Source organism: Clostridium sp. UBA4548 (assembly GCF_002387895.1).
Taxonomy (GTDB): Bacteria; Bacillota; Clostridia; order Clostridiales; family Clostridiaceae; genus Clostridium_J.
On sequence record NZ_DGLI01000001.1, the window covers coordinates 1 to 24748 of the forward strand.

Consider the following 24748-nt stretch of genomic DNA (forward strand, 5'->3'; position numbering starts at 1 on the left):
TTCGCCAAGGAACCCTATATATAGACGAAAGTACACACAAATACCAAGGGCTTATATCAATGAATTATAGTGCTGGTAATAGTGTTTATTATCAGGATAATACTATTGATATATTTACTAAAGGTACAGATAAGTTCAATTCCTTACTTAAAGATATAGAAAATGCTAAGGACACCATACATATGCTCTATTATATTATTAATAATGATGGTATTGGCTGTGAGGTTGTAAGCCTATTAACCAAAAAGGCTAAAGAAGGTGTGGAAGTTCGTCTTCTCTATGATTATGTTGGTAGTATTCTTACTCCTCAAAAAATGTTTAGTGATTTAATAAAGGCTGGAGGAAGTGTTTGCAGATTTTTCCCTCTTAGTCTTGGAACTTATACCCGTGTAAATTATAGAAACCATCGTAAAATTGTTATTATTGATGGAATGATTGGATATATAGGTGGCATGAACATTGGAGATGAATATTTAGGTCTTCATAAGCAGCTTACCCCTTGGAGAGATACTCACTTAAGAATTACAGGTACTTCTGTGTATGCTCTTCAAGAGAGATTTCTAATGGATTGGTATTATGCTTCAAAAATTAAAGAAGATACCGATGCAGCTACTTTGAGTAAATTCTTCCCTCCAATGCAACCACAAGGGAAGATTGGATTGCAAGTACTCTCTAGCGGACCTGATGTTAGCGGAGAACAAATTAAACGGGGATACATAAAAATGATTAATTCTGCTAAGAAAAAATTATTTATCCAAACCCCTTACTTCATTCCAGATGAACCCTTCCTTGAGGCGTTACAAATTGCTGCCCTATCTGGAGTTGATGTTAGGATAATGCTGCCTTCAATTGCAGACCATACCATAGTACACCATGCAACCAACTCGTATCTAAATGATATTTTATCCTATGGGATAAAGGTGTATTTATATCAAGGGTTTATTCATTCAAAAATGATTGTGATAGATGGAGAGGTTACTTCCATAGGTACTGCAAATATGGATGTTAGAAGTTTTTCTTCTAACTTTGAGATTAACACCTTTATTTATAATACTGAATTCTCAAATAAGTGTAATGATATTTTTGAGAAGGATATAGATTCAAGCAAATTACTTACAAAAGAAGCTTATGACTTAAGAGGACGTAGAGCTAAAATTAAAGAAGGCTTATGTAGGCTTTTATCTCCATTATTATAAAATTTAAACTTTAAAGTAGGATCATAAGAGTTGAAAACTTAATGAAATTATAATAAATAAATAGTCTAATCCTATAGGGTTATAATTAAAAGCAAGTGGCTATCTCATAATTCATGAAAATGTACAGTGAGTATCCCCTTTATTTTTCTAAGCTTAGAGGGACATTGAAAACAACTTCATAAAAATTTGTTTTCAACGTCCCTTTAATTACTATTTCAATATTTTTATTCTAGAGTTTCTATTAATTTTGTCACTGCCTCTACTGCTGCCACTTCGTCTTCACCTTCAGCCTCAATAGCTATCACATCACCACACATAGCCCCAATGCTAAGAACCCCTAGAAGACTTTTCATATTAACTTCTTTATCGCCCTTTTTTATTCTCATATCACTTTTAAACTTATTGCCTTCTGCTACAACCTTTGCTGCTGGCCTAGCATGAAGTCCAATCTTATTTTTAACTATAACCTCTTGTTTAAACATAATATCCCCCCGTATTCTTATATTAAATTATAGGTAACCTAGATAATCTCTTACCTTATATCTGACCTTAACTTGTTTCCCTTAAATACTCCTCAATTTCCTCTGAGGTAGCCATTAGTACAACCTGTTCAGCTACATTTTTGCAACCTTCATAACTTACTTTCCTAATTAGTTCCTTAGCTTTAAGGATAGATGGGGCATTCATGCTAAATTCATCAAGTCCCATACCAATTAATATTGGTATAGCTTTTAAATCTCCAGCCATCTCTCCACACATTCCTACCCATTTTCCTGCTTTATGAGCATTATCGATTACTAGTTTAATTAGTCTCAAAACTGCTGGATGAAGAGGATTATAAAGATAAGAAACCTCCTCATTCATTCTATCTACAGCTATGGTATACTGTATTAAATCATTGGTCCCTATGCTGAAAAAATCCACTTCCTCAATAAGTAAATCTGAAATCATTGCAGCTGAAGGAATTTCAATCATTATTCCTATTTCTATAGATTCTTTATAACCTAACCCCTCTTTTTTTAGTTCCTTTTTAACTTCTTCTAAAACACTCTTAACCTGCCTTATCTCCTCAACACAAGAAACCATTGGAAACATTATTTTTAAGTTTCCAAAAACAGAAGCTCTTAAAAGTGCTCTTAACTGGGTTTTAAATATATCCTTCTCCTTAAGACACAATCTTAAAGCTCTATAGCCTAAGAAAGGATTTAACTCTTCTTTTAAGGGTAAGTAGGGTAATTTTTTATCACCACCAATATCCAGTGTTCTTATGATAACCCCTTTTCCCCCCATATTTTCTAAGGCTTCCTTATAAGCCTTAAATTGTTGTTCTTCAGTTGGGAGACTATTATTATCCATGTAAAGAAACTCTGTTCTGAAAAGTCCTACTCCCTGTCCACCAAGAGCTAAAACTTGTTTTGCATCTTCAGGATTTCCAATGTTTCCAGCTAATTCTACTTTTCTTCCATCTAAAGTTATGGTTTCTAAAGCTTTTAAAGTCATAAGATAAGTTTTTTCCTGTAAAATTTCCTCTTGTAGCTTCTTAACCTCTACTAAAACTTCTTCCTCTGGATTTATAATTACTTCTCCCTTATCTCCATGGACTACTAAAAGGTCTCCTTCTTTAATTTCCTCTATAGCTAAACCTACCCCCACTACAGCTGGGATGCCTAAAGTTCTTGCCATAATTGCAGAGTGAGAGGTTCTGCCTCCAACTCCTGTAACAAACCCTAAGACTTTTTCCTTATTCATTTGCGCAGTATCCGAAGGGGTCAAATCTTTTTTTACAATTATACACTGCTCCTTTATATCTCCTAGAGCTATGGTTTTAACTCCCAAAAGTAGATTCATTATTCTGCCGCCCACATCTTTTACATCTGCTGCTCTTTCTATCATATATTCATTGCCCATATCTTCAAAAATAGAAACAAACATATTAATGGTTTCTTCAAGTGCAAATTCTGCATTGACACCCTCAGAACTTATCTTCAACTCAACTGCTCCAAGGAACTCTGGGTCTTGAAGTATTAAAAGGTGAGCTTCAAAAATTTCAGCTTCTTCCTCTCCAAGGGTTTTATTTGTAAGCTCCACTATAGCTTTTATTTCCTCCTCAGCTGTAATTATTGCTGATTTAAATCTATCTATTTCTGAAGTTGTATTTTCAATTTTTCTTTTCTCAACTTTAGGTTTATCTTCCTTTATTATAAAGGCCTTTCCTATGGATACTCCACTTGATGCCCCAATCCCCTTAATCAAAACTGTTCCCCCTTACTTTACTCTCTTATTAACTCCCCAGCTTCCTTATCCACAATTAAAGTTACATCAGGATGAAGTTGTAAAATTGAAGCAGGTAAATCTGGAGTTATTGGTCCATTAAGCATTCTCTCAATAACCTTAGCTTTTTCACTTCCCGATGCAAGAAGAATAATTTTTTTTGCATGCATTATGGTTTTTATTCCCATACTAATAGCACTTCTAGGAACTTCTTCTATAGAAGTAAAAAATCTTGAGTTTGCTTCTATAGTCTCCTCATCAAGGTTTACTAAATGAGTTATAGCTTCAAATTTTATGTCTGGCTCATTAAAACCTATATGTCCATTTATGCCTATGCCAAGTAATTGCATATCAATTCCACCAGCATTTTTTATCTTAGCTTCATAACTTTTACACTCTGCTTCAATATCTTTCGCTGTTCCATCAGGAATATTTATATTATTTAAATCTATGTCAATGTGCTTAAATAAATTTTCCACCATATAGTAATGATAGCTTTGCAGGTTGTTTTTATCTAAACCATAATACTCATCTAAATTAAAGGTTTTTACCTGTTTAAAACTAAACTTTCCCTGGTTGTGCAAACTAACTAGCTCCTTATAAAAACCTATGGGTGTTCCACCTGTAGCCAATCCAATGACACTTTCTGGCTTTAATATAATTTGACTTGCCATCATGTCTGCAGCTACTCTACTCATATCCCTATAATTTTCCCCTATTATAATTCTCACTTTTCATATCACCTACCTCTAAATGGCCTTTTGGAAGGATTATTCTTTCCTCCCCTTTAGATAGAATCTTAAGTTTTGCATGGCAAAGGCAACTTCTTTATGTTAAATTCTCTTCTAAAATGCCTGAAGAAAATCAGATGTTCCCTATTGAACCCTTCACAGTTTTAACTCTCTACCATTAATTATAGTTTTTGAAACCTCAAAAGCATTATCAAAAATTATAATATCGCTATGTTTTCCAATGGTTAAACTACCCTTATCCTTGTGAATACCAATAACTTTAGCTGGGTTTAAAGAAGCCATATTAACTGCTTCGTATAGTTCTATGTTGCTGTGCTCATAGAAATTTTTCACTGCCTTATTTAAGGTAAGAACGCTCCCTGCTAAGGTTCCATCTTTTAACCTAGCTGAATTATCTTTAACGGTTACTTCCTGTCCTCCCAAATCATAAATCCCCTCTTTCATGCACCCTGCTCTCATGGAATCCGTTATAAGCACCAGTTTATCTGTTCCTTTTACTGCTTTTAACATAGGAAAAACCCCTGGATGTACATGAATTGTATCTGCTATAATCTCACAGGTTATATTACTGCCTAATACCGCTCCAACAACCCCTGGTTCCCTGTGATTTAAAGGAGTCATTGCGTTAAAAAGATGGGTAGCATGACCTATTCCACTTTCAATGCTTTTCATAGCTTCCTCATAAGTTGCATTTGTATGACCTATGGAAAGCACAATCTCCTTATACTTACTAACCTTATTAAGAAAATTATGATTTTCATCTTTTTCTGGAGCAAGGGTTATAATTTTTATAATGTCTAAGTAATCCTTAATAAAATTAAAGTCTGGTCTCATTATATGGTTAGGATTCTGAGCCCCTTTATACTTTTTATTGATAAAAGGCCCTTCCACATGACAACCTAACACAGTTGCTCCATCCATCTCACTGTTCATGGCAGTTCTAATAACCTCAAAAGCTTTATAAATATGTTCTTTATCCATCGTCATAGTGGTAGGTAAAAATCCTGTTATTCCATTTTTAGCTATGGTTTTACTAATTACCTTAAGGGCTTCTATTTCTCCATCCATAGTATCTCGTCCTCCAGAACCATGGATGTGAATGTCAATAAGTCCTGGACCAACATATTGTCCCTTTGCATCAATAATCTCTAGTTTCTTGTACTTATGTTCTTCATAGTTATTATTAAAAGAAGTCACCATAAAGTAATTCCCATTGGAATCCATAGTTATTTTATCCTCATCAAGGATATCTATGATTTTTTCTTCATAAATAAGAGCTTTATTTTTAAGCACAGCATTTTCTGTTATGATGTTTCCATTTATTATTGCTTTCATATACTCACCTTCCCTAAAGCTCTTTTATACTCTCAGTAAACCCAAACTTTTGCCAAGGCTCTATAAAATCTAAGAGAAATAGCTCATCCTTATTTATTCTTCCCACCACATTAGTTTTTCCTGAATTCTTCATATCCTTAAGTGCAACTTGAAGTTCCCCAGAATAATGTCCATATAAGGATGTATCAATAAGTAAATCCCCTCTTTTTATATCTGCACAATTAAAGGGAATAAATTCGTGACCTTTATACTTCACTCTACTTTGGGTTGATCTAATCATATACTCTGAAACATCTCCCCTATTAAAATGAAACTCTTCCAAAACTATTTTTCTCTCAATGGATGGAATATTATCCACCAATTCTACATCAAAAGTTATAATATTGCGATTTAAGGCCCCTAAAGCTTTAAGCTCCTCCTCTGATGCAAAACAATTAGCTACTATCACATCATCTACTAAATTAGTTGCAAATAAATGTTTAGCTTGAGGCGTGATTGGAAGCTTTCTATGTTGCTCTAGGGTGCAAAGTCCCTCATTTACTGGCCAAGGACCAAAACTTGCATTCCTCGAAGACACAAAAGCTGCAGTTCTAATACCAAAATCCTTAAACTGCTTACTGCATTTTATAAAATGGTCATAACTTAAACCTGAATATCTATGTGGGTAAAAATTATGACAACCAATTAAATTTTCAACATTTGGTTTATAGCTCATTATATTCTCTAAATACCTTGTTCCATTACTCATATTTATTTCTATTTTTAATCCATAGGGGTTAAAGGTCATTATGGATTCCTCTATACCACTAAAACCCAAGTCCAGCCTGATACCATAAGCGTTAAGCTCCTTGAAAAAACTTAAGTCCTTATAACTTATTCCAAGCTGTCCAAACACATTTGGACTAACATCTGCAATAACTTCCATGCCTAATTTGTTAGCTTCATTAATTATTTCCTTAAACTCACCAATGATTTTTTCTTTGTCTCCCTGAACCGATAACAAACAAGTAAAAACTCTTGAAAAACCATAGCTATGAGCCAGGTTCAAATAAGCTAAATTCTCCTCCAAAGTTGCTTTTTCTGGGTATATTGAAACACCTAACTTCCTCATGTAAATCCCTCCTAAATTAATGTTTTTAAAGCTAAGTAATAAGCTCCTAAAGTTGGTGATACTTCTTTATCAACTATTGCTACAGATCTTATATTCTCCTTTAAGGCCTTCTCAAACTCACTTTTCACAATTGGTACCTTAGTTAAAATACTTCCTTTTATTCCAACGGTTACAGACTCCTTAAAGCCAAGACTTTTATAAACCCTCAAGGTAGTATCAGCTAGATCCCTTCCGCTTCTTTTAAGTATTTCTATAGCGGACTCTTCTCCATTTTCTGCACATTTAACTATTGCTGGAACTAAGGCTGCAATTTGACCCTTTGTTGATCCATAAACAAAGGATATTACTTCTTTTCTATTTTCTATGCTCATTTCCTTCAATAAAACTCTTGAAAGATTACTTTTTTTCAGTTCCAAGTCCTCCTCTAAGGTCATAAGTTTTAAAGCCTCTATGGCAATGAAATATCCACTACCTTCATCCCCAAGTAAATGTCCCCAGCCTCCAGCCCTCTTGGCTTTTCCCTGATTAACTCCATAACTTATTGAACCGGTTCCAGAAATAGTGAGAATTCCATCTTCACCCTTTAAAAGAGCAGCAAGGGCTATTACTGCATCATTAACCACCTTAACCTTAACCTTATACCTATTTATCAAAGTATCTGTAATAAAAGTACTTGAATCTTCACTTTCAGCTCCAGCCATCCCCAAATATATGGCTTTGCATTCCTTATTCTCCATGGATTTAGGAAGCTTTGAACTGCACTGTTCTATGGAAGTAATAATATTTTCCATTGCCTGCTTTTTATTTATAAGGATATTACTAAAACCTGTGTTTGACCTGCTCAGTTCTTCCCCCTCCAAGGTATATGCCACAGCCTCAGTCTTTGTACCTCCACCATCTATACCTATAATATAATCCAACAAAATCACCTACCCTATATGGTTATTAATATGTAGCTATTAATATATCTATGGTGTTACCCATTACTTTATTAATTAAATAAATTTTAAAACTGTCCTTGTGTTTGTAAAAAACTCTAACAGTTTCCTGTTAGAGTTTTTAGACCTTTTATATTTTACAGATTACTATAGATTCATAGAATTTGAATTACCTTTAAATTCTAATTCCTTAGCATGTTTTTCAGCAACCATAACAAATGGCATATAAACTAAAATACCTATACAAATATTTACTAATTGAAGAATTATCCCCATTACTGATCCTGTTGCTAAGAATCCACTTATGATTGGTGGCATTGTCCAGTGAACTATAGCTATGGTTTTTGGAACAAGGCCTATAGCTATGGCACCATAACTTATAATTGTAAGCAATACAGGTAGGAAAATAAAAGGAATAGCATAAATTGGGTTTAGTACTAAAGGCATACCAAATAATACTGGCTCATTAATATTGAAAGCTGCAGGAGCTATTCCAAGCTTTGCCTTTGCCTTATTCTCTTGTCTTTTTCCTATTATTAATATAGCTATTAGAAGACAAATAGAACTACCTGCACCACCCATGTATACAAAGGTGTCAAAGAATGAGGAAGTTACTATATTCTCTGCTGCTTGACCTGCTTGGAAAGCCTTAACGTTAGCTTCCATTAATGGTAAGAATAAAGCACTTGTAATTGGTAGAAGTATATTTGTTCCATGAAGTCCAAAGAACCAAAGCAAGTGAACTAAGAAAACTACTAACAAGGCTGCTGGTAAACTACTTGCAAGTCCTAGTAGTGGCTCTTGAATTAACTTAAAGATAAACTGATGTATATCTGGAATTCCAACTAAATCTAAAAGTATCTTTAAGGCACCAAAGATTGCTAAAACAATTAAAGATGGAAGTAAAGCTGCAAAGGATCTGCCAACAGCTGGTGGAACCCCATCAGGCATTTTAATAACCAACCTTTTATTCCCCATAAGCTTAACAAAAAGCTCTGTTGCCACAAGTGAAACAAACAAGGCAACAAATAATCCCTGTGCTCCAAGGTATCCATAAGGAAGTGCCCAATCCTTAGCAGATCCTGCATAGAGCATCAATAAAGAACCAAAAGATACAACCCCTGCTGTTAAACCATCTTTTTCATAGGATTTGGCAAGATTGTAACTTATAGTAAATACAACTAATAAGGACATAATTGCAAAGGTTCCATTCCATAAGGTACCTCCAAAAGAGTTCCACTTCTCACCAAAGATTCCCTTCATAAAGTCTCCCCAGCCTGGTATTGGAAAATTGTTAAAAAGTACTGCTAAAGAGCCTACTAAGATTAAAGGCATAATAGCAACGAATCCATCACGTATAGCCACTAGATGTCTTTGTGAACCAATTTTACCTGCAAAAGGTACAAAATACTTTTCCAGAAAATCCATGACTCTTTTCATTAAAATTCCCCCCGTGATTAATATTTATAAATTCCTTAGCCAATGGCTAAATAATTACTGACTTAAAAGAGTTAAGGCATGTTGTAAAACTTTCTCCCCGTTCATTAATCCATAGTCCATGCTGTTTATAACATCAACTTTTATCCCCTTTGGTTCATAAGCACCTTTGTATTTGCTCAGTAAAAATCTTACTTGTGGTCCAAGAAGCAGCACATCTGTATCTTCAATATGATGTTTTAACTCTGCTTCAGCCACAGCTATTATCTTAGCTTCTATATCAAGTTTTTTAGCTGCTTCAACCATCTTAACCACAAGAAGACTTGTAGACATTCCTGCTCCACATACTAGAGTAATCCTTTTCATCTAATCCCTCCCTTTCCTATTTTTTATTGGCTACCAAAATCAAACTATTAACTTTACAGGAGCTTACTTTGTTTTCCTTAAATATCCACAAAGTCAATAAATTAAAATTCACTAAAAAACCTTTAAAGACTTAATAATAAATAAGATTAAATTAATTCCCTAAACTCCTTTATAAATTCATGTATTGAATTCAACTTGGAAACCTTTATCTATAAATATTAAATAGCAATTTCTGTGCCAACACACTAAAGAAGAATAATTTTTCAATTTGTATGCTAGTATCCCTTATTGTTAACTGAATAATCTTGAAATTTTATTTAGTGTTTTAAAATTCACCTAGTGTTTTTCTTTTTATTTAGTGTTTTCGTAAATTCACTAGTGTTTTATTTTATTTTTCTTTAGTGTTTTACTGTTTCGAAAATCTTTCATACATATCTACAAATTCCTGTGCAAGATCCTTTACAGTAATAGCATTCATAAGATGATCCTGTGCATGAACCATAAGAAGAGTAATCTCTATGGTATTTCCTGAAGCCTCATCTTGAATAAGCTTTGTTTGTGCTATATGTGCCTTAGCTAACTCTTCACCAGCTTTTACTAATACCTCTCTTGCTTCTTTTACCTTATCAGCTTTGGCAAGCTGAATTGCCTCCATAGAATAACTTCTAGCATTTCCCCCATTAATAATAATTTGCAGCATTACCTCCTGGTAATTCATGTCCATCATCCTCTCTCAAATTGTTTATTAAATAAACTCAAATTATTTCCTACTTATACTAATAATTATAGCAATATCTATGCCAAAACAGAAAGTGTACTATTAAGTGGGTATAAATATAATTTAAATAAAAAAAATCAGATGCTATAACCTTCATCTGATTTTTTAATATTTCATATATTCTTTGTAACTTATCTCATCTTTACCTAACACTAAAGTATTAATCCTACCTTTTTACTAGGATAACTATATACTTTCACTTGAACCTTCTAAGGGGTAGTATGGTTCAAGGTGAACAATAAGCTGAGTGTTTTCACAGACTTCTCTTCTCACTTCATCCTCAATATTGTGCATGAGGTTATGAGATTGTTCAACTGTATTATTTGAGTCAATCTTGATATGAAGATCTATGAAGATTTCATCATTTCTTCCTCTGCTTCTAATTCGATGAATATCCTTAACCTCAGGAAACTTAAGCACTATTTTTTTAATTGTCTCTGAGTCAACAACAGCCCTATCTACTAAAACTGCACTATTTTCCTTAAATATCTCATAAGCGGCATGAAATATAAATATAGCTACTATTATTGATGCAATAGGATCAATCACTGCTGGCAATCCAAGTCGTATGCTTAAAAGAGTTATCAGTACTCCAATAGAAACATATATATCAGACCTTGTATGCAAGGAATCACATATTAATATTGAGCTATTTAATTTCTTTCCCTCTCTGTATTCAAACACACTTACAAATACATTCACTGCTAAGGTTAAAATTAGAGCTAATATGCTCTCTAAAGTTATATCTGGAGTTCTTGGAGTAAAAAATCTTTGAACTGCACTAATTAAAACACTAATTCCAACAAAAGTAAGCATTCCTCCAATAAAAAGACTTGCTAATGTTTCAAATTTCCTATGACCGTATGGATGGTCCTCATCAATAGGTTTTGCTGCATACCATATACCAATAAGCCCAACTATATTAGAAGAACCATCTGAAAGCGAATGGAAGCCATCGGCTGAAAGGCTTGTGCTTTTTATCATGCTACCAATAAGTATTTTTAATATTGCTACAAAAATATTTGCAAACAGTATAATAATTAGCACTTTTTTAACTCTTTCTAGATTATTATATGACATAATTTAACCCCTCTTTTTTTGATTACTAAAGTATTGTTGTTTTTAACCATATATACTATTAATATGCAACATTCAAAAATATGTTCTCAATTAATAATATATTATAAATATATTATACCTACAATCCTAGTATTGTCAACACATTGGTTTCAATATCTATTCTCAATTGATATTGAATTCCCATGAATATTGACACTCATTACCATGGTTGTTTTGCTCTATTTATTCTATACTTAAGAAATCCCCTAGCTTTCAGTTAAACTTTAGCAGTAAATTCATAATAATAAACTTCTTGGTATTTCACTATTAACACAATAACTTAGGTTGCAACGAAAAATCCTTAAAGGGAACATAGCACTTTAAAGATTAGTGTAATTTTCTAAATAGGCATTAAATATCTTTAATGCTAATTAATCAAATTAAGCTCATCAGGATTACNNGTAATCCTGATGAGCTTAATTAAAATTTTTCAATAAACCTAGAATTAATTAAGCGGTAAACCTATAACCTACACCCCAAATAGTTTCAATATATTCAGGGTTAGAGGGATCAAACTCAATTTTTTCTCTCAATTTTCTTATGTGTACAGTTACTGTGGCAACACCACCAAAGGAGTCTAAGCCCCATATTCTTTCAAATAGCTCTTCCTTAGTAAACACTCTGTTAGGATTACTAACTAGAAGAAGTAGTAGGTCAAATTCCTTTAAAGTAAATTCAGTTTCATCACCATTTACGTATACTTTTCTTGCGATTTTATCTATGGCAATGCCTTTAATCTCCACTAGATTTTTATTTGTTGACTTATTTCTATCCATAAGCCTTTCATACCTAGCAATATGAGCTTTAACCCTTGCCACAAGTTCATTAGGACTAAAGGGCTTTGTTATGTAATCATCTGCTCCCAGCCCAAGACCTCTCATTTTGTCTACATCTTCTTTTTTTGCTGAAACAATAATTATTGGAATTTCAACTTCACTTCTCAACTTTTTGCAGATTTCGAAGCCATTCATATTGGGTAGCATTAAATCCAATAAAATCAAATCATAAGCTCCACTTTTTGCTTTAAGTAACCCAGTGTCTCCACTATTTTCAATATCCACAGAAAAACCATTGATTTCGAGATAATCCATTTCTAATTCTGCTATGCTTATATCATCTTCAACTATTAAAATCTTTTTCATAATTTAATCCACCTTGTCAATTAATACTTTTCAAGGAAAAGAAAATTGAAGTTCCTTCACCTAACTCACTTTCAGCCCAAATCTTCCCCTTATGTTCTTCTATAATTTTCTTAGCTATAGCAAGCCCCAGTCCTGTTCCTCCCACAGTTGTTCCTCTGGATACATCACTTCTATAAAATCTTTCAAAAATATAGGATAGTGATTCCGCTGGTATACCTTTACCATTATCTTTTATTTCAACTGTAATATAATCCTTGCTTTCACTTAGAACTATATCTACCTTTAACTTTTCATCTTTTTTATACTTTATAGAGTTTCCAACAATATTCATTATGGTTCTTTTTATTTGCTGGACATCAATTTCTGCATATATTAATTTTTCAGGCAAAATTGAGGCTAGCTCAACCTCTGATGTATCTATATCAAAGCTAATTTCATCTACACAATCCTTTATATAGCTTACCATATCAACTTTTTGATATTTAAAGTTTTCCTTATTTAAATCCAGCTTTGAGAATAAAAATAAGTCATTAATCAAATTATCCATGTAAATAGCTTTAGTGTATATAGTGGTAACATACTTATCCATCTTCTCTGGTGTATCTGCTACACCATCCTTTATACCTTCCACATACCCTTTAATAGATGTAATAGGGGTTTTTAAATCATGAGATATATTTGAAATTAATTCTCTTCTATTTTCTTCATATTGCTGTTGGAGTTCTAAGGATTCCTTTAGTCTTAATCTCATTTCTTCAAAGGTCTGACTGAGTTGTGCTATCTCATCCTTTGAATTAATCTTAATATTATAATCTAAGTTTCCTTGTTTTATTTCATTTGCTGCCTTTTCTAACTCTTTCAAAGGTTTCACTAAAGTTCTTGAAGTCCAATAACTTAACATCATATTGGTAAGTATTAGTATAATTAAAGAAAAAATTAAAATTATAAGGGAACTTTCTCTATAAATTCTTTTAAAAGTCTCTAAATTAACAATATAAAAAATACTACTTTCGCTACCATCCTTTAAGTAAAAGTCTTGTTGTCCTAAAATGTATAAACCTTCTCCTGGTGGACCTTTTTTCTCTGAATTAAAGGGCGGCAAAGTTTCCACCTTAATATAATCTTTAACAAGTTCTGACTCATAAATTATTTTATTATTTACTACTAGCACAATTCCTGTGTTACTAACTGTTGAGGTTTTTTCTAATTCAAGTAAGTATTCACTTTCAACAATTTTGTCAGGATCCTGTAATATTTGTCTATTTACCTTTTTTTGAAACTTATTGTTTGAGGTTATAACTTCTGTAAAAAGTTTATAAGTATTTTTTTCAAATTTACTAGCGTTACCCTCCTCTACTTTTCCTACCACATGATTAAGAAAAATATTGCTTATTACTGCTATTAGAATAAATGGAATTATTATCATAGCTATATATGTGAGCCTTAACCTTGATTTTATAGTCATGTATAATTATTTCCTTTCTATTTTAACTAAAACCATTTTACTATTCATATCTTAGAGCTTCTATTGGATCTAGATTAGCGGCCTTTCTCGCTGGATAAATCCCAAAGAATATTCCCACTGCTGAGGAGAATAATATAGCTCCCACAATAACTTCAGTAGAAAGCCTTGGAGTTATATTTGCGAAACTTCCTAGTATATAAGCTCCCGAAATACCAATTATCATCCCAATAATTCCCCCAATTAGAGATATTATAACAGATTCAGTTAAAAATTGAAGTAAGATTGCATTAGTTGTTGCACCAATTGACTTTCTAATTCCTATTTCCCTGGTTCTTTCAGTTACAGAAACAAGCATAATATTCATTACTCCAATTCCACCCACTAGTAATGAAATAGCTGCTACAGCACTTATGAAAGCTGTGAAAATTCCTAATATGTTATTAATTTGATCTAATTGATTTAAGGCATTTTGTGCCTTATATACATCCTTACCCCTATTATTATGCCTACTTTCAAGGATATTTATTGCTCCACTGCCTGCATTCTCTGAAGTGGATTTATCTGTAGCCATAACACTTATTTTATCTAAGGAAAACTCACTAGAGTACATATTTTGGAGTAAGGTCGCTGGTACATACATTAGAGCAGGTCTTTGGCTCATATCAACCCCAAAGTCTCCCATAATAGATTTTGTAACTCCAACAACTGTTACTTTAATTGGAGATGCATTTGAACCTATCTTTAAACTTTTCCCTACAGCATCTTCATATCCAAAGAGAAGCTTTGCTGATACTTCATCTAAAATTACTATGTTTTTTCCCTCAAGATACTCCCTTTCATTGAAAGGTCTCCCATATACAAACTCCATATTTTGTATTATTAAGCCATCAGTATTAGTACCTGTGATACTAGCTCTTTTACTAAGAGCCTCAGATACTGCTACCCCTTGTTTTGATATACTAGGTGCAATATATTTAACAGTTTCCACGTTACTCTTAATTTGTTTAATATCTTCAAAAGTAATAGAATCACTTTTAGAAGCTTTGGTTCCATCAACAGAAATATTTATTGTAGATGAACCAATCTTTTCAAACTCACCTGTAATGGTACTTTGTCCTCCTTGCCCCAATGCCACAATAGCAATTACTGAGCTTATACCTATAATTATACCTAACATAGTTAAAAAGGAGCGCATCTTATTTGAAATAATGCTATCTACAGCCATTTTAAAGTTTTCTGACAGGTTACTTAGAAAATTCATAATCCACACTCCTTCTATAATAAAATTCTATCCTTAACTGAGTAATCTTCTACTATTTCCCCATCTTTGAATCTAACCACTCTTTTGGTATGCTGTGCAATATCTGGTTCATGGGTAACCATTATTATAGTAGCTCCTTCATTATTTAAATCCTGAAATATCTTCATTATTTCAACTGATGATTTAGTATCTAAATTTCCTGTAGGTTCATCAGCCATTATTACAGCTGGGTTATTCACTATAGCCCTAGCTATAGCAACCCTTTGTTTTTGTCCCCCTGAAATTTCGTTTGGTCTATGCTTAACTCTATCACTTAATCCCACCCTATCTAGAGCTATTAAAGCCTTTTCTCGTCGCACACCTTTTGGTACTCCAGCATATGCCATTGGCAGCTCTACATTTTCAAGAATTGTCATTCTAGGAAGTAGATTGAAAGCTTGAAATACAAATCCTATTTCCTTATTTCTAATTAAAGCCAGTTCATTATCACTAAGATTAGAAACATTTTTTCCATTTAATATATAGGTTCCATTATCCATTTTGTCAAGACAACCTAAGATATTCATCATTGTAGATTTTCCTGACCCCGAAGGTCCCATTATAGAAGTAAATTCTCCCTTTTCTATTTTTAAATTAATATTTTTCAGAGCAGTAAAATTAATTTCTCCAGTAACATATTTTTTTACTATATTTTTAACTTCTAACATTATTTCTCCTCTCCCCCAGCTTCTTTAACAACCTCCCCAGACTTCATATTAGTACTTGGGTTTAAAATTACTTTCTCTCCTGGGGTTATTCCTTCTACTACCTCTGCTTCCATATCAGACTGAAGCCCTAGCACAACCTTCTTTTCTACAACTTTATTTCCTTCAATTGAGAAAACATAGGCCTTTCCTTCCTTATCACTTCTGATACTTTCTGCTGGAATCCTTAACACACTTTTTACCTCTCCAAGTAATAAATCCACATCTGCATCAAAATCAACCTTTAACCCTTCAGCCTTATCAACAATATCAATTTCTACTGAAAGCGTTGTTTCTGTTCCTGCTGCTGATGGAGCTTTTTTAGCTATTGGATCTATAAAGGATACCGCTCCCTTATACTCCTTGCCATCATATTTAATCACTGCCTCTTGTCCTAATTTAATTTTTGACGCATCATACTTACCAGCAGATAATACGACTTTAAGATTGTCCACATCTTGAACTGTTATAGCTGGCTGAGTTGCTACAGTAGTTGTGGCACCTTCAACAAGGTTTACTGCAGTTACAACTCCATTAAAGTCCGCAACTAAAGTACTCTGACTTTTTGAAAGGTTGCTTTTTGCATTATCTAAATTTAGCTTTTGTAGTGCTATATTATTATCTGATTGTTTAAGCTGCTCACTTGAGAAGGGTTCTTTTAAAGAATCCTTTTTTGTAATAAGAGGAGCCTTTTGACTTTCTAACTGAGCAACCTTTGCTGCTTCAGCTGGATTTTTCTTAGCTTCCTCAATTTGAGCCTCTAAATCTGATATTTGTTTCTTTAAATCTGCAATAGTGCTTTTAACCTCATTATTGCTTTTTACTTGGTTTTGTTTAGTTAGAACAGCATTATCATAGCTAAGCTGGGCTTGCTTCACGGCAATATTAGGATCAGTTACCTCAAATTCAGCTAGCACTTCTCCCTTTTCAACTCTATCTCCAACTTTCACATTTACTTTTTTCACTTTACCCTGAATTGCAAAATAATCTTTGCTATTTTTTGATTTAATTGTAGCAGTAGTTGATAGATACGCCTTCACATCTCCTTGTGTTACCTCTGAAGTTTTTACAGTTGCGCCTACCTCTTTACCTTCTCTCCTAGTCGCTATAAATATTCCACCTGTGATTACAGTTGCAATTAATATAAAAGTTATTACTTTCTTTTTCATAATTTGGGCCTCCATTAATTTTTATTTAATTATCATAATGTAATTGTACAAGGTGACTATAAAGCGTCCTTAAAGTAATTCTTAAATATTTCTAAAGTAACTTTAAAATATTTATAAAGTCATATTACTTCCTGAAGAAATTTTCATATGATAGCTCTCTAATCTTAAAGTAGATTCCTAATAAAAAATACAGATATAACTTTAATACAAGTTCATATCTGCATTTTAATTTTATAAATTTGAAATCTTAACTCTTTTATACTTTCCCCTCTGACTTAAACATTAATTTCCATGTTAAAATCATTTTTTCTTTTCCGAAGAATATAAGTAACAAAAAAACCTCTTTCATCTTGATTTTCATTATACTCAATCAACTCAAAGAACTTTAATATATCTTCAAAATCAGTTGGTTGGATTAAATCTTCCTTTCTAATTTTAGAATCAGCTTTATGCTTATATCCAAAACCAGAAACAAATAGAATACCTTCCTCAGTTATATGATTTTGAATGTCTTTAAGTTGCTGTTTACTTAGTCTATAATGATTAACTAAAATATTATCGAAAATCCCCATATGATTTAAAGCATTTTTTATAGTTAAATCAATTTGTATTGTATTTACTGTATAACTATTTCTTTCAGCAAACATGTTCAAACGTTGAAGTGCTTTATTACTAAAATCTACGCCTGTAACTTTAAAGCCTTTCTCAATTAGGAATAAGGCATTTCTACCGTCACCACATGCTATATCAAGAACAGTGCCTTTCTTAAAATATCCAATACTTTGTATTAAAGTATTTTCTGGACTTAGTGAATTAGCACCTCTATTAACAAACTTTTCATCCCAATATTCTTTGTTTCCCATATACTCCATTTAAAAACCCCCATGCTAGATAGCTTTATAAAACTCTTATATTTTCTCTTAAGCTACCAGGAGCCAATATAAGAATAAAACTAAGAATATTTATTCCAGCTTTTCATTTAATAAAACCATATGTATATGGTCTTCCCATTTACCATTTATTTTTAAATATTTGTAGGCTAACCCTTCATTATAAAACCCTAATTTTTCAACTACTCTCATAGAGCGGTTATTTTTCGGCATAATGTTTGCTTCAATTCTATGCAATCCAAATTCGTTAAACATAACTTCAATTCCCTTTTGAATTGCTTCGGTTATATAACCTTTATTAATTTCATCCTTATCTAATTTATAACCAAGTGTACAGGATAGAAATACACCCCTAACAATGTTACTAAAGCCAACAGTTCCTATTATTCTGTTTTCATCTTCCTTTTTGAAAATCCATAATCTTAAAGCATTATTATTTTCAATATTGGATAACTCTTTATCCAATTGTTCTTCCTGATACTGCTTAGTGTAAAATTCCTTCTTCTTCACTGGTTCCCACTGTTCTAAAAAACACTTATTGTTTAAATAGTAGTCAATAACCAACTCTGCATAGGATTTGTCTATCACTTTTAGCACTAGTCTTTCCGTTTCATAAACTTTTTGCATTAAAATCACTCCCCAAAGGTATCTATGATTAGTATAAAGACGTCTCTATCCAGAAATATTATATCATTGCCGCAAGTAATACTAAATCTTACATAAACAGGTATAGCTCTCACTAATGTACTACTATTTATTATTACAAATAAATACTCCCCTTTGCTTATTATATCTTGTACATTTGTTGATTTTAGGTTAGAATAATATTGTTGGGTAAAGAGTGGTGGTGTAAAAACTTTTAACTTTTTATTATAAAACAACATTCACATATTGTAAATGCAAATTTTAAATTTATACATAAAAAAAGGAAGTTTTAAAAACTTCCTTTTTATTTTGCAATAAATCTTGTAAAGAATGCTATATTTGCTTAATTTACTTTGACAAATCAAAATTCCTATCTCATTTTTATAATTAATTCTATTTATCTTCTATCTGTGTATGTAGTTTTAAAATAGCGCAAAATAGAATGACTAAATTAAGAATAATAAATACTACTTGAGCTAAGAAACCAAAGGATATTATCGATTGAGATTGCATAGCATCACCAATTTTAATTCTACTATTTATTAATGTTGCTATGGGTCCTTCTACATATTCTTTCAAATATATTATGCTTAATATCCCTACAGTTACACTTAATATCTTACTATTACTTATTTTAAATAACCATAATACTGCTAACATAAATATTATATAAACTATGAAAAACTTAGTTGCACTTAGTACCTCAATATCAAAAATCATAAACTCAAGCTTATACCATAATGTAAACATATAAGACAAAATAATATATGCTATTATGCAACTTGTATTAAAAACTTTTTCATTTTTAAAACCTACCATAACAATTCCCCCTCTTGATTGTTCGCTTTCTTAAAACAAACATAAAAGTATACTATAGGTTTATTTTACCATATAATTAATGTAGCAATATATCTTCCACTTTTTTTGCAAAATCTAAACCTCAAAAGGAATTCTTCATCAACATTTGAAAAGATAAAAGTTTTATTTAAATAAATCCTCTACGAATTATTTTATTTTAAATTTATTATAAATAAAAAGCCACTAAGAAAAAATTCCTAGCAGCTTCAATTACTCGGATATTCCTTCTTAGTGACCATTTAACCTTATTACTTCCCGTAACACCCTAGTATTTAAGTATTTAAAGTTAAGTCAATTTTTTATTAAACTACGTACTTACTGTAAAGTTAAAATAACCATCATAACTTATAACATGAATTATATATACTTCTTTTTCTCAACTGGGATCCATATTTCACAAAAACAATCTGCCTTAGTTTCTTGAGAATACAATTCAAAATCAGTATCATCAATCATATTATATTCTGAGCTTGGCAGAAATTCTGAAAAGATTTTCCCCCATGTTTCACCTATACAATCTCCATTTTCACCAATACACTTAAATACAGCCCATAAAGTAGGTTTTACCTCCCATACTCTATAGCCATCTGGTATGTTATCGCCACTAAACTCCATGCCAATACCATATTCAAAATGTGTATTTTCTTTTGAAATAGGTGCACAAGCTCCATAGATATCATGTTTATTAGTATTTTGCTTTAGTACTTTAAATATGCCCTTAGCACCACACTCTTTCCAAAAATCTGGTATTTCTGTGTTCCCATCTTCAGAGATAGATTCATTCCTGAATTTTTCAACCTTAGCAAGTAATTTAAATGGTTCCCTTTTTTCAATTCTATAGTCCATAACAGTACCACCTTCTAATTTTATTTTGATGAGAAGGCGATTAAATGATTTTAATTTCATACCTGTACGCCTAGCTACATTTGGTGTAATTCCATGAAATCTAGTAAATGCCTTTGTAAAGCTTTCTGGTGAATCATAGCCATATTTTAAAGCAAGATCAATTACTTTAAGATCAGATATTGAGATTTCCTGACCTGCCATAGATAATTTCCTATTCCTAATATACTCATTTGCTGTAATACCAACCACTAAACTAAATGTCCTATGAAAATGGTAGCTTGACATGAAAACATATTTTGCAACATCTTCATAAGTAATTGAATCTAATATATGCTCTTCCATGTAATCAATGGCTCTTTGCAAGTTTTGAATAAAATCCATTTCCTCACCTCCATGATTAAATTTTACTAAAGTATATCTGTTATTTCCTATCTTACCTTGCTTTGATTTGTCTAAATAAAAATTAACTATCTTTATATTTCAGTGAATTACTATTGTCCTTTAATCTCATGTTTCTAATTTAGCAGTAATCTAAAAAATTTATATGCCAATCCTAACTTTTTTATATCAAAATCTTTGTTTCTTCATTTCAAATCAAACTTTAGAACTAAAGGTAATGATTAATTTAATGATATTATTCTTTTGAAACAATGTGTTCAATAGAATCTATATTGATTAACAGTTTAGTTGTAAAAAATTCTGGAATTATATCAGTTTCAGCCAAACTTTCTACTGGTAACCAGTGCAGACTTTCTTTGGTTCCTTGGTCAGTAAATTTCCTATAAGGTAAATGTATGTTGGAGTTATCTTTCATTAAGTAATAAAAGATAATTTCATGATATGCTTGTCCTGTTACCTCAAAAAATCTTTCCTGAATAAAACATATTTTATCAATTTGAAATTCAATGCCTGTTTCCTCATAGACCTCACGAACAATAGCTTCCTCAGAAGTTTCATTCATTCTAACCTTTCCACCAATAGTATAATAACATGGATAATCCTCATGTTTTGCCATAAGCAAGTTATTGTCTTTGAGAATAATAGCCGCAACTCTGTAAGTAAAGCACCCTTGATGATTTTTAAATACTATATTTTCCTCTTTCACAGACACCCTCCACTTTACTATATGAATATCTTTTTTTATATAATTAATCCCTTTATAACACCTAAAATTGTTACCAATATACCAGTATTCAACAGTATTATATTAATAGTAACTTTTTATAAAATATACCCTCCAAGTAAATATCCTAATGGAATTGCTATGTAAGAGATAGTCATGGATGTAGCTGTTGATTTACCTAATATGTCTTAGGCACCTCTAGTTGATATATTGTTCTTAGCGCTATTCCAACAATAGTTAAAGAACATCCAAATATAAACATAGCTATAGATAAGAATAGAATGAATTAATCAAGATAATTTGAATCGTTAAAGTATATTTGATTACTATAAGTAAGTCCTATGCCAATCAATCTTTCATCAATATCTTCGATAACAAATTCATAACTACCATAATCTGTTTTATGCGGCTTAGATACAATATGAACACCTTTAGAGGCAAACTCTTCATAAATAATATCAATTCCACTAACTGTATCAGTGTCAATATAAGCGTCATACCCCGCGCCATATCTTTTAGTGTTTGATTGTATTTTCCCAAACTTAGATTGAACAATTACAAATTCAATAGAATCCCTATATATTGTTGCAAAGTTATCAATCTTATCATAATGTGTTGCAAATTTAAATCCCAGTTTTTCAACGTAGAAATCTACAATTTTTTTTACATCTTCAGATATAAAAATTGGGCATGCATTTGTTAGTTTAACCTTATTATTTTGTATGATATATCACTCCAATCTATCTTTAATTAATCTTAATGAAATTCATCTGAAATTACTAGTAAGACTTAAGCTATCACTATAAATCCAGTGATGATATTTACCAACGTCCAAAATTATTATACTCACCGTTAACATACTCTTCTATCCTTCTTGTGCCATGCGAAATATTTGTATTACAACATAAAAAACACCGCATATTCATGTTGAATAATACGGTATTTAAAACTGATTTATTTTAATAGTTGTATAAATTATTTTTCATTTAACTGCTTTACAGGTCTTGCTTCAATATATCCTCTGTACCCCATAGGTGCTAATTGAAATCTTGGTCCACCTTCATCGGCCCATTTAAAGCCATAAACTTCAGGATTGTAATTTTTCATTGTCTCCCAAAGTTGATTTATCTCGTCATCAAATTTTTCATCCTCATATGGTTGACCTTGAAAAACCATCATCTTACAGGGCTTAAGCTCAATTAAGTCAAATCCTTCTGGGATTTTTCCTTCATAATTCACTGGAACTTCTACCCCTTGGACATATACTGATGTGCCAGGTTTTATTAAGTTTGTAGGCATCCACATTCCAATAGGTTCATACAGAGCTTCTTTAATGCTAGAAAGTACTCCCCATACATCACACCCTACCTCTTCGCAATATTCAAAGTAATGTGTGGCTTTGATGCCACGTTTTAAGATTAACTTTCTTGCTGGACGGTCTACCACTTGCACAAAAACTGTTTTTACTTCAGAGTTTTTAGTCATATTATCCTCTCCTTTTTGAATCATAAGGTAATAATTACGAATATGACTGGGCATAAAAAGTTTTAGCGGAGGAGTATTTTTACAGTAATGTTGAGGAGTCATACCAAATTGCTTGGAAAACGCTCTTGTAAAACCTTCATGTGAGTCAAAAACGAAATCCAGTGCTACATCAATTATCTTAACATCCTCATCTCGCAATTTAATAGCTGCTCGAGACAAACGAAGTGCTCGAATATATTCAAAGGGTGTTTTATCTGTTAATTCCTTAAAAATCCTTGTTGAGTGCCACGGTGAATATCCCGCTGCATTTGCAAGCATGTAAAGAGTTATTGACTCATTTATATGATTCTCAATATAAATTTGCATACGCTGTACCGCATTTATCTTCTCCCAATTTTCCATATTATCACCTCTTGAATAAAGGATATCATAGATTTATTTAATTCTACTTGACCTACTTTGCTAAGGTTTTCTTGAAAATCAAATTTAACTTCATGATATACTGCTTAGCCCTAACTATTCAAAAAAACATCACATATTTGATATGTACTCATAACGCTACTTATGACTTAGTTTTAATACCGTATCATTCAGTTTTCAAAGAACAGCATTACTATTATAAAATTCATTAGTGACTTAATAGGAAGAAATGCCTTTCAACTCAATGTCTACTATGCTTGTACTTTAAATTGACTACAAGAAATCTTAGAAACCATCTTATCTATGAAATCAAGCATATCTGTAGGTGTTACTACTTTAAACTCATGATTTGGATTTGACTTGCGGTTATAGTATATATTATTTATCATTTCATCTATTAATATTGATAAGTCATTATCATTAAACAAATTTTGTAAACAGTAATTTTTAGAATTCTTTATCTCTGACCATAATATTTCTTTATTTTCAAGGCTTCCGAATAATCGTGAATCAATTTCACCAATATCTTTTAAATAATCATCTATATACTCTTTGTCTCCAGTAATTCTAGTTGGAGTCCAGAACCTACTGAACCTACTGGTATAAGCAATATCAGTTAGTATATGAGCATAATATCCAAATAAAAAATCAGAATTTACCATATCAACATAATTTACAATATTTAAGTTTAAATTATTTTCCCACTGTTCATAGTTAGTGTAATACCCCCAACCTTCATCTCCAATACAAAAGTGAGTTGTTGATTTATCAGAACGTAAACATCCTTCTCTAAACATAATTGCATCTGGGGCAAGAGACCCTTTATAAAATGCAGTAGTATCTTTTATATTAATATTATTTTTTAATAAGTTTTCAGCAATTTTTAAATGTACCATAAAATATCCCATTTATTTCTCCCCTTTGCTTAAGTATATAAAATATAACCAATTATTGCTCGACTCTTAATTATAATTATGCCTTACCTTTTTTTGAATCAGAACATAAGAGATATCCCATATTCTCGTTGAATAATAAGGTATTATAAATAATTCATTTAATTGTAATATTGATCTCATCATTTAAGAATGTTATATCTCATTATTTTTTGTCCTTGTTTTCGATTTCAATAATAGTCATGATAGAATAATTGGCTAAATCTAATAGGGTATCTATAATACTCTCGTCTTTTACTTCAGCATCCTGTTTAATTAATTGCTTGTATCTTCGCATCTTATCTTCTAATCTAATTGCAGGCATTATAAGTCCATATTCTTGAAATCCTTCGCTAAAACTATCACCATAGTCTTTATTTTTTGCAGTATATACCTTATTTAATTTTTCACATATTTCTCTATGTTGGTCAATTTTTGTCATATATAATGCTCCTTTCTTTTCTTT

Annotated in this window: 25 protein-coding genes; 1 reads left to right on the plus strand and 24 read right to left on the minus strand. The window is 31.8% G+C overall.

Going from position 1 to position 24748, the window contains the following annotated elements; translation table 11 throughout:
• Positions 1-1196 (plus strand): cardiolipin synthase (cls, locus tag B3040_RS00005; RefSeq protein ID WP_291569212.1); only part of this gene is annotated, 1196 nt, incomplete at its 5' end.
• A gap of 224 nt (positions 1197-1420) precedes the next feature.
• Here cls and B3040_RS00010 read toward each other — a convergent pair.
• The 24 genes from B3040_RS00010 to B3040_RS00120 form a co-directional block, all read right to left on the minus strand.
• A complete protein-coding gene (locus B3040_RS00010) occupies positions 1421-1678 on the minus strand; it encodes an HPr family phosphocarrier protein (RefSeq protein WP_291569214.1) in 258 nt (85 codons plus the stop codon).
• Between the two features lie 67 nt (positions 1679-1745).
• Positions 1746-3449, minus strand: coding sequence for a phosphoenolpyruvate--protein phosphotransferase (ptsP, locus tag B3040_RS00015; protein ID WP_291569215.1), 1704 nt, complete (start codon positions 3447-3449; stop codon positions 1746-1748).
• A gap of 17 nt (positions 3450-3466) precedes the next feature.
• Positions 3467-4198, minus strand: coding sequence for a glucosamine-6-phosphate deaminase (gene nagB / locus B3040_RS00020; protein ID WP_291569216.1), 732 nt, complete (start codon positions 4196-4198; stop codon positions 3467-3469).
• Positions 4199-4354: 156 nt separating this feature from the next.
• Complete coding sequence (gene nagA, locus B3040_RS00025; protein WP_291569217.1) at positions 4355-5554, minus strand: N-acetylglucosamine-6-phosphate deacetylase; 1200 nt, start codon at positions 5552-5554, stop codon at positions 4355-4357.
• A 13-nt stretch (positions 5555-5567) separates the two neighbouring features.
• Entirely contained in the window at positions 5568-6665 is a 1098-nt protein-coding gene (locus tag B3040_RS00030; RefSeq protein WP_291569218.1) for a DUF871 domain-containing protein, read from the minus strand.
• Between the two features lie 11 nt (positions 6666-6676).
• A complete protein-coding gene (locus tag B3040_RS00035; RefSeq protein ID WP_291569219.1) occupies positions 6677-7585 on the minus strand; it encodes an N-acetylglucosamine kinase in 909 nt (302 codons plus the stop codon).
• Between the two features lie 165 nt (positions 7586-7750).
• Positions 7751-9043: a PTS sugar transporter subunit IIC gene (locus B3040_RS00040; RefSeq protein ID WP_291569220.1), complete on the minus strand. Its 1293-nt coding sequence runs from the start codon at positions 9041-9043 to the stop codon at positions 7751-7753.
• A 54-nt stretch (positions 9044-9097) separates the two neighbouring features.
• A complete protein-coding gene (locus B3040_RS00045) occupies positions 9098-9406 on the minus strand; it encodes a PTS sugar transporter subunit IIB (protein WP_017415460.1) in 309 nt (102 codons plus the stop codon).
• Between the two features lie 406 nt (positions 9407-9812).
• Positions 9813-10124 carry a PTS lactose/cellobiose transporter subunit IIA gene (locus tag B3040_RS00050; protein ID WP_291569221.1) on the minus strand — a complete coding sequence of 104 codons (312 nt, stop codon included), beginning with the start codon at positions 10122-10124 and terminating at the stop codon, positions 9813-9815.
• A 246-nt stretch (positions 10125-10370) separates the two neighbouring features.
• Complete coding sequence (locus B3040_RS00055) at positions 10371-11264, minus strand: cation diffusion facilitator family transporter (RefSeq protein WP_291569222.1); 894 nt, start codon at positions 11262-11264, stop codon at positions 10371-10373.
• 488 nt (positions 11265-11752) lie between these two features.
• Positions 11753-12445, minus strand: a complete 693-nt coding sequence (locus tag B3040_RS00060) for a response regulator transcription factor (protein ID WP_291569223.1) — start codon at positions 12443-12445, stop codon at positions 11753-11755.
• A 16-nt stretch (positions 12446-12461) separates the two neighbouring features.
• The gene (locus B3040_RS00065; protein WP_291569224.1) at positions 12462-13871 is read right to left on the minus strand and encodes a HAMP domain-containing sensor histidine kinase; all 1410 of its coding nucleotides are present in this window, start codon (positions 13869-13871) and stop codon (positions 12462-12464) included.
• Positions 13872-13950: 79 nt separating this feature from the next.
• Positions 13951-15171, minus strand: coding sequence for an ABC transporter permease (locus tag B3040_RS00070; RefSeq protein WP_291569225.1), 1221 nt, complete (start codon positions 15169-15171; stop codon positions 13951-13953).
• 14 nt (positions 15172-15185) lie between these two features.
• Positions 15186-15878: an ABC transporter ATP-binding protein gene (locus B3040_RS00075; protein WP_291569226.1), complete on the minus strand. Its 693-nt coding sequence runs from the start codon at positions 15876-15878 to the stop codon at positions 15186-15188.
• Positions 15878-17083, minus strand: coding sequence for an efflux RND transporter periplasmic adaptor subunit (locus B3040_RS00080; protein ID WP_291569227.1), 1206 nt, complete (start codon positions 17081-17083; stop codon positions 15878-15880). The genes B3040_RS00075 and B3040_RS00080 overlap by 1 nt, the downstream gene beginning before the upstream one ends.
• Before the next feature lie 275 nt (positions 17084-17358).
• The gene (locus tag B3040_RS00085) at positions 17359-17955 is read right to left on the minus strand and encodes a methyltransferase domain-containing protein (protein WP_291569228.1); all 597 of its coding nucleotides are present in this window, start codon (positions 17953-17955) and stop codon (positions 17359-17361) included.
• 90 nt (positions 17956-18045) lie between these two features.
• Positions 18046-18600 (minus strand): GNAT family N-acetyltransferase, encoded by a 555-nt coding sequence (locus B3040_RS00090; protein WP_291569229.1) that lies wholly within the window; start codon positions 18598-18600, stop codon positions 18046-18048.
• 411 nt (positions 18601-19011) lie between these two features.
• Positions 19012-19437: a hypothetical protein gene (locus tag B3040_RS00095; protein WP_291569230.1), complete on the minus strand. Its 426-nt coding sequence runs from the start codon at positions 19435-19437 to the stop codon at positions 19012-19014.
• 396 nt (positions 19438-19833) lie between these two features.
• Positions 19834-20703: an AraC family transcriptional regulator gene (locus B3040_RS00100; RefSeq protein ID WP_291569231.1), complete on the minus strand. Its 870-nt coding sequence runs from the start codon at positions 20701-20703 to the stop codon at positions 19834-19836.
• Positions 20704-20956: 253 nt separating this feature from the next.
• Positions 20957-21427 (minus strand): NUDIX hydrolase, encoded by a 471-nt coding sequence (locus tag B3040_RS00105; RefSeq protein ID WP_291569232.1) that lies wholly within the window; start codon positions 21425-21427, stop codon positions 20957-20959.
• A gap of 304 nt (positions 21428-21731) precedes the next feature.
• Positions 21732-22172, minus strand: coding sequence for a VOC family protein (locus tag B3040_RS19510; RefSeq protein ID WP_414632512.1), 441 nt, complete (start codon positions 22170-22172; stop codon positions 21732-21734).
• 248 nt (positions 22173-22420) lie between these two features.
• A complete protein-coding gene (locus B3040_RS00110; RefSeq protein ID WP_291569233.1) occupies positions 22421-23332 on the minus strand; it encodes a helix-turn-helix domain-containing protein in 912 nt (303 codons plus the stop codon).
• 269 nt (positions 23333-23601) lie between these two features.
• Positions 23602-24258 (minus strand): zinc dependent phospholipase C family protein, encoded by a 657-nt coding sequence (locus tag B3040_RS00115; protein WP_291569234.1) that lies wholly within the window; start codon positions 24256-24258, stop codon positions 23602-23604.
• A 190-nt stretch (positions 24259-24448) separates the two neighbouring features.
• Entirely contained in the window at positions 24449-24724 is a 276-nt protein-coding gene (locus tag B3040_RS00120; RefSeq protein WP_291569236.1) for a nucleotide modification associated domain-containing protein, read from the minus strand.
• Positions 24725-24748 lie beyond the last annotated feature (24 nt).

What these genes read in the sequence shown, in the direction of transcription:
- B3040_RS00010 (WP_291569214.1), bottom strand. Translation starts at nt 1,678, where the DNA reads ATGTTTAAACAAGAGGTTATAGTTAAAAATAAGATTGGACTTCATGCT.
- nagA (WP_291569217.1), bottom strand. Translation starts at nt 5,554, where the DNA reads ATGAAAGCAATAATAAATGGAAACATCATAACAGAAAATGCTGTGCTT.
- B3040_RS00030 (WP_291569218.1), bottom strand. Translation starts at nt 6,665, where the DNA reads ATGAGGAAGTTAGGTGTTTCAATATACCCAGAAAAAGCAACTTTGGAG.
- B3040_RS00040 (WP_291569220.1), bottom strand. Translation starts at nt 9,043, where the DNA reads ATGAAAAGAGTCATGGATTTTCTGGAAAAGTATTTTGTACCTTTTGCA.
- B3040_RS00045 (WP_017415460.1), bottom strand. Translation starts at nt 9,406, where the DNA reads ATGAAAAGGATTACTCTAGTATGTGGAGCAGGAATGTCTACAAGTCTT.
- B3040_RS00050 (WP_291569221.1), bottom strand. Translation starts at nt 10,124, where the DNA reads ATGAATTACCAGGAGGTAATGCTGCAAATTATTATTAATGGGGGAAAT.
- B3040_RS00055 (WP_291569222.1), bottom strand. Translation starts at nt 11,264, where the DNA reads ATGTCATATAATAATCTAGAAAGAGTTAAAAAAGTGCTAATTATTATA.
- B3040_RS00060 (WP_291569223.1), bottom strand. Translation starts at nt 12,445, where the DNA reads ATGAAAAAGATTTTAATAGTTGAAGATGATATAAGCATAGCAGAATTA.
- B3040_RS00065 (WP_291569224.1), bottom strand. Translation starts at nt 13,871, where the DNA reads ATGATAATAATTCCATTTATTCTAATAGCAGTAATAAGCAATATTTTT.
- B3040_RS00070 (WP_291569225.1), bottom strand. Translation starts at nt 15,171, where the DNA reads ATGAATTTTCTAAGTAACCTGTCAGAAAACTTTAAAATGGCTGTAGAT.
- B3040_RS00075 (WP_291569226.1), bottom strand. Translation starts at nt 15,878, where the DNA reads ATGTTAGAAGTTAAAAATATAGTAAAAAAATATGTTACTGGAGAAATT.
- B3040_RS00080 (WP_291569227.1), bottom strand. Translation starts at nt 17,083, where the DNA reads ATGAAAAAGAAAGTAATAACTTTTATATTAATTGCAACTGTAATCACA.
- B3040_RS00085 (WP_291569228.1), bottom strand. Translation starts at nt 17,955, where the DNA reads ATGGAGTATATGGGAAACAAAGAATATTGGGATGAAAAGTTTGTTAAT.
- B3040_RS00090 (WP_291569229.1), bottom strand. Translation starts at nt 18,600, where the DNA reads ATGCAAAAAGTTTATGAAACGGAAAGACTAGTGCTAAAAGTGATAGAC.
- B3040_RS00095 (WP_291569230.1), bottom strand. Translation starts at nt 19,437, where the DNA reads ATGGTAGGTTTTAAAAATGAAAAAGTTTTTAATACAAGTTGCATAATA.
- B3040_RS00100 (WP_291569231.1), bottom strand. Translation starts at nt 20,703, where the DNA reads ATGGATTTTATTCAAAACTTGCAAAGAGCCATTGATTACATGGAAGAG.
- B3040_RS00110 (WP_291569233.1), bottom strand. Translation starts at nt 23,332, where the DNA reads ATGGAAAATTGGGAGAAGATAAATGCGGTACAGCGTATGCAAATTTAT.
- B3040_RS00115 (WP_291569234.1), bottom strand. Translation starts at nt 24,258, where the DNA reads ATGGGATATTTTATGGTACATTTAAAAATTGCTGAAAACTTATTAAAA.
- B3040_RS00120 (WP_291569236.1), bottom strand. Translation starts at nt 24,724, where the DNA reads ATGACAAAAATTGACCAACATAGAGAAATATGTGAAAAATTAAATAAG.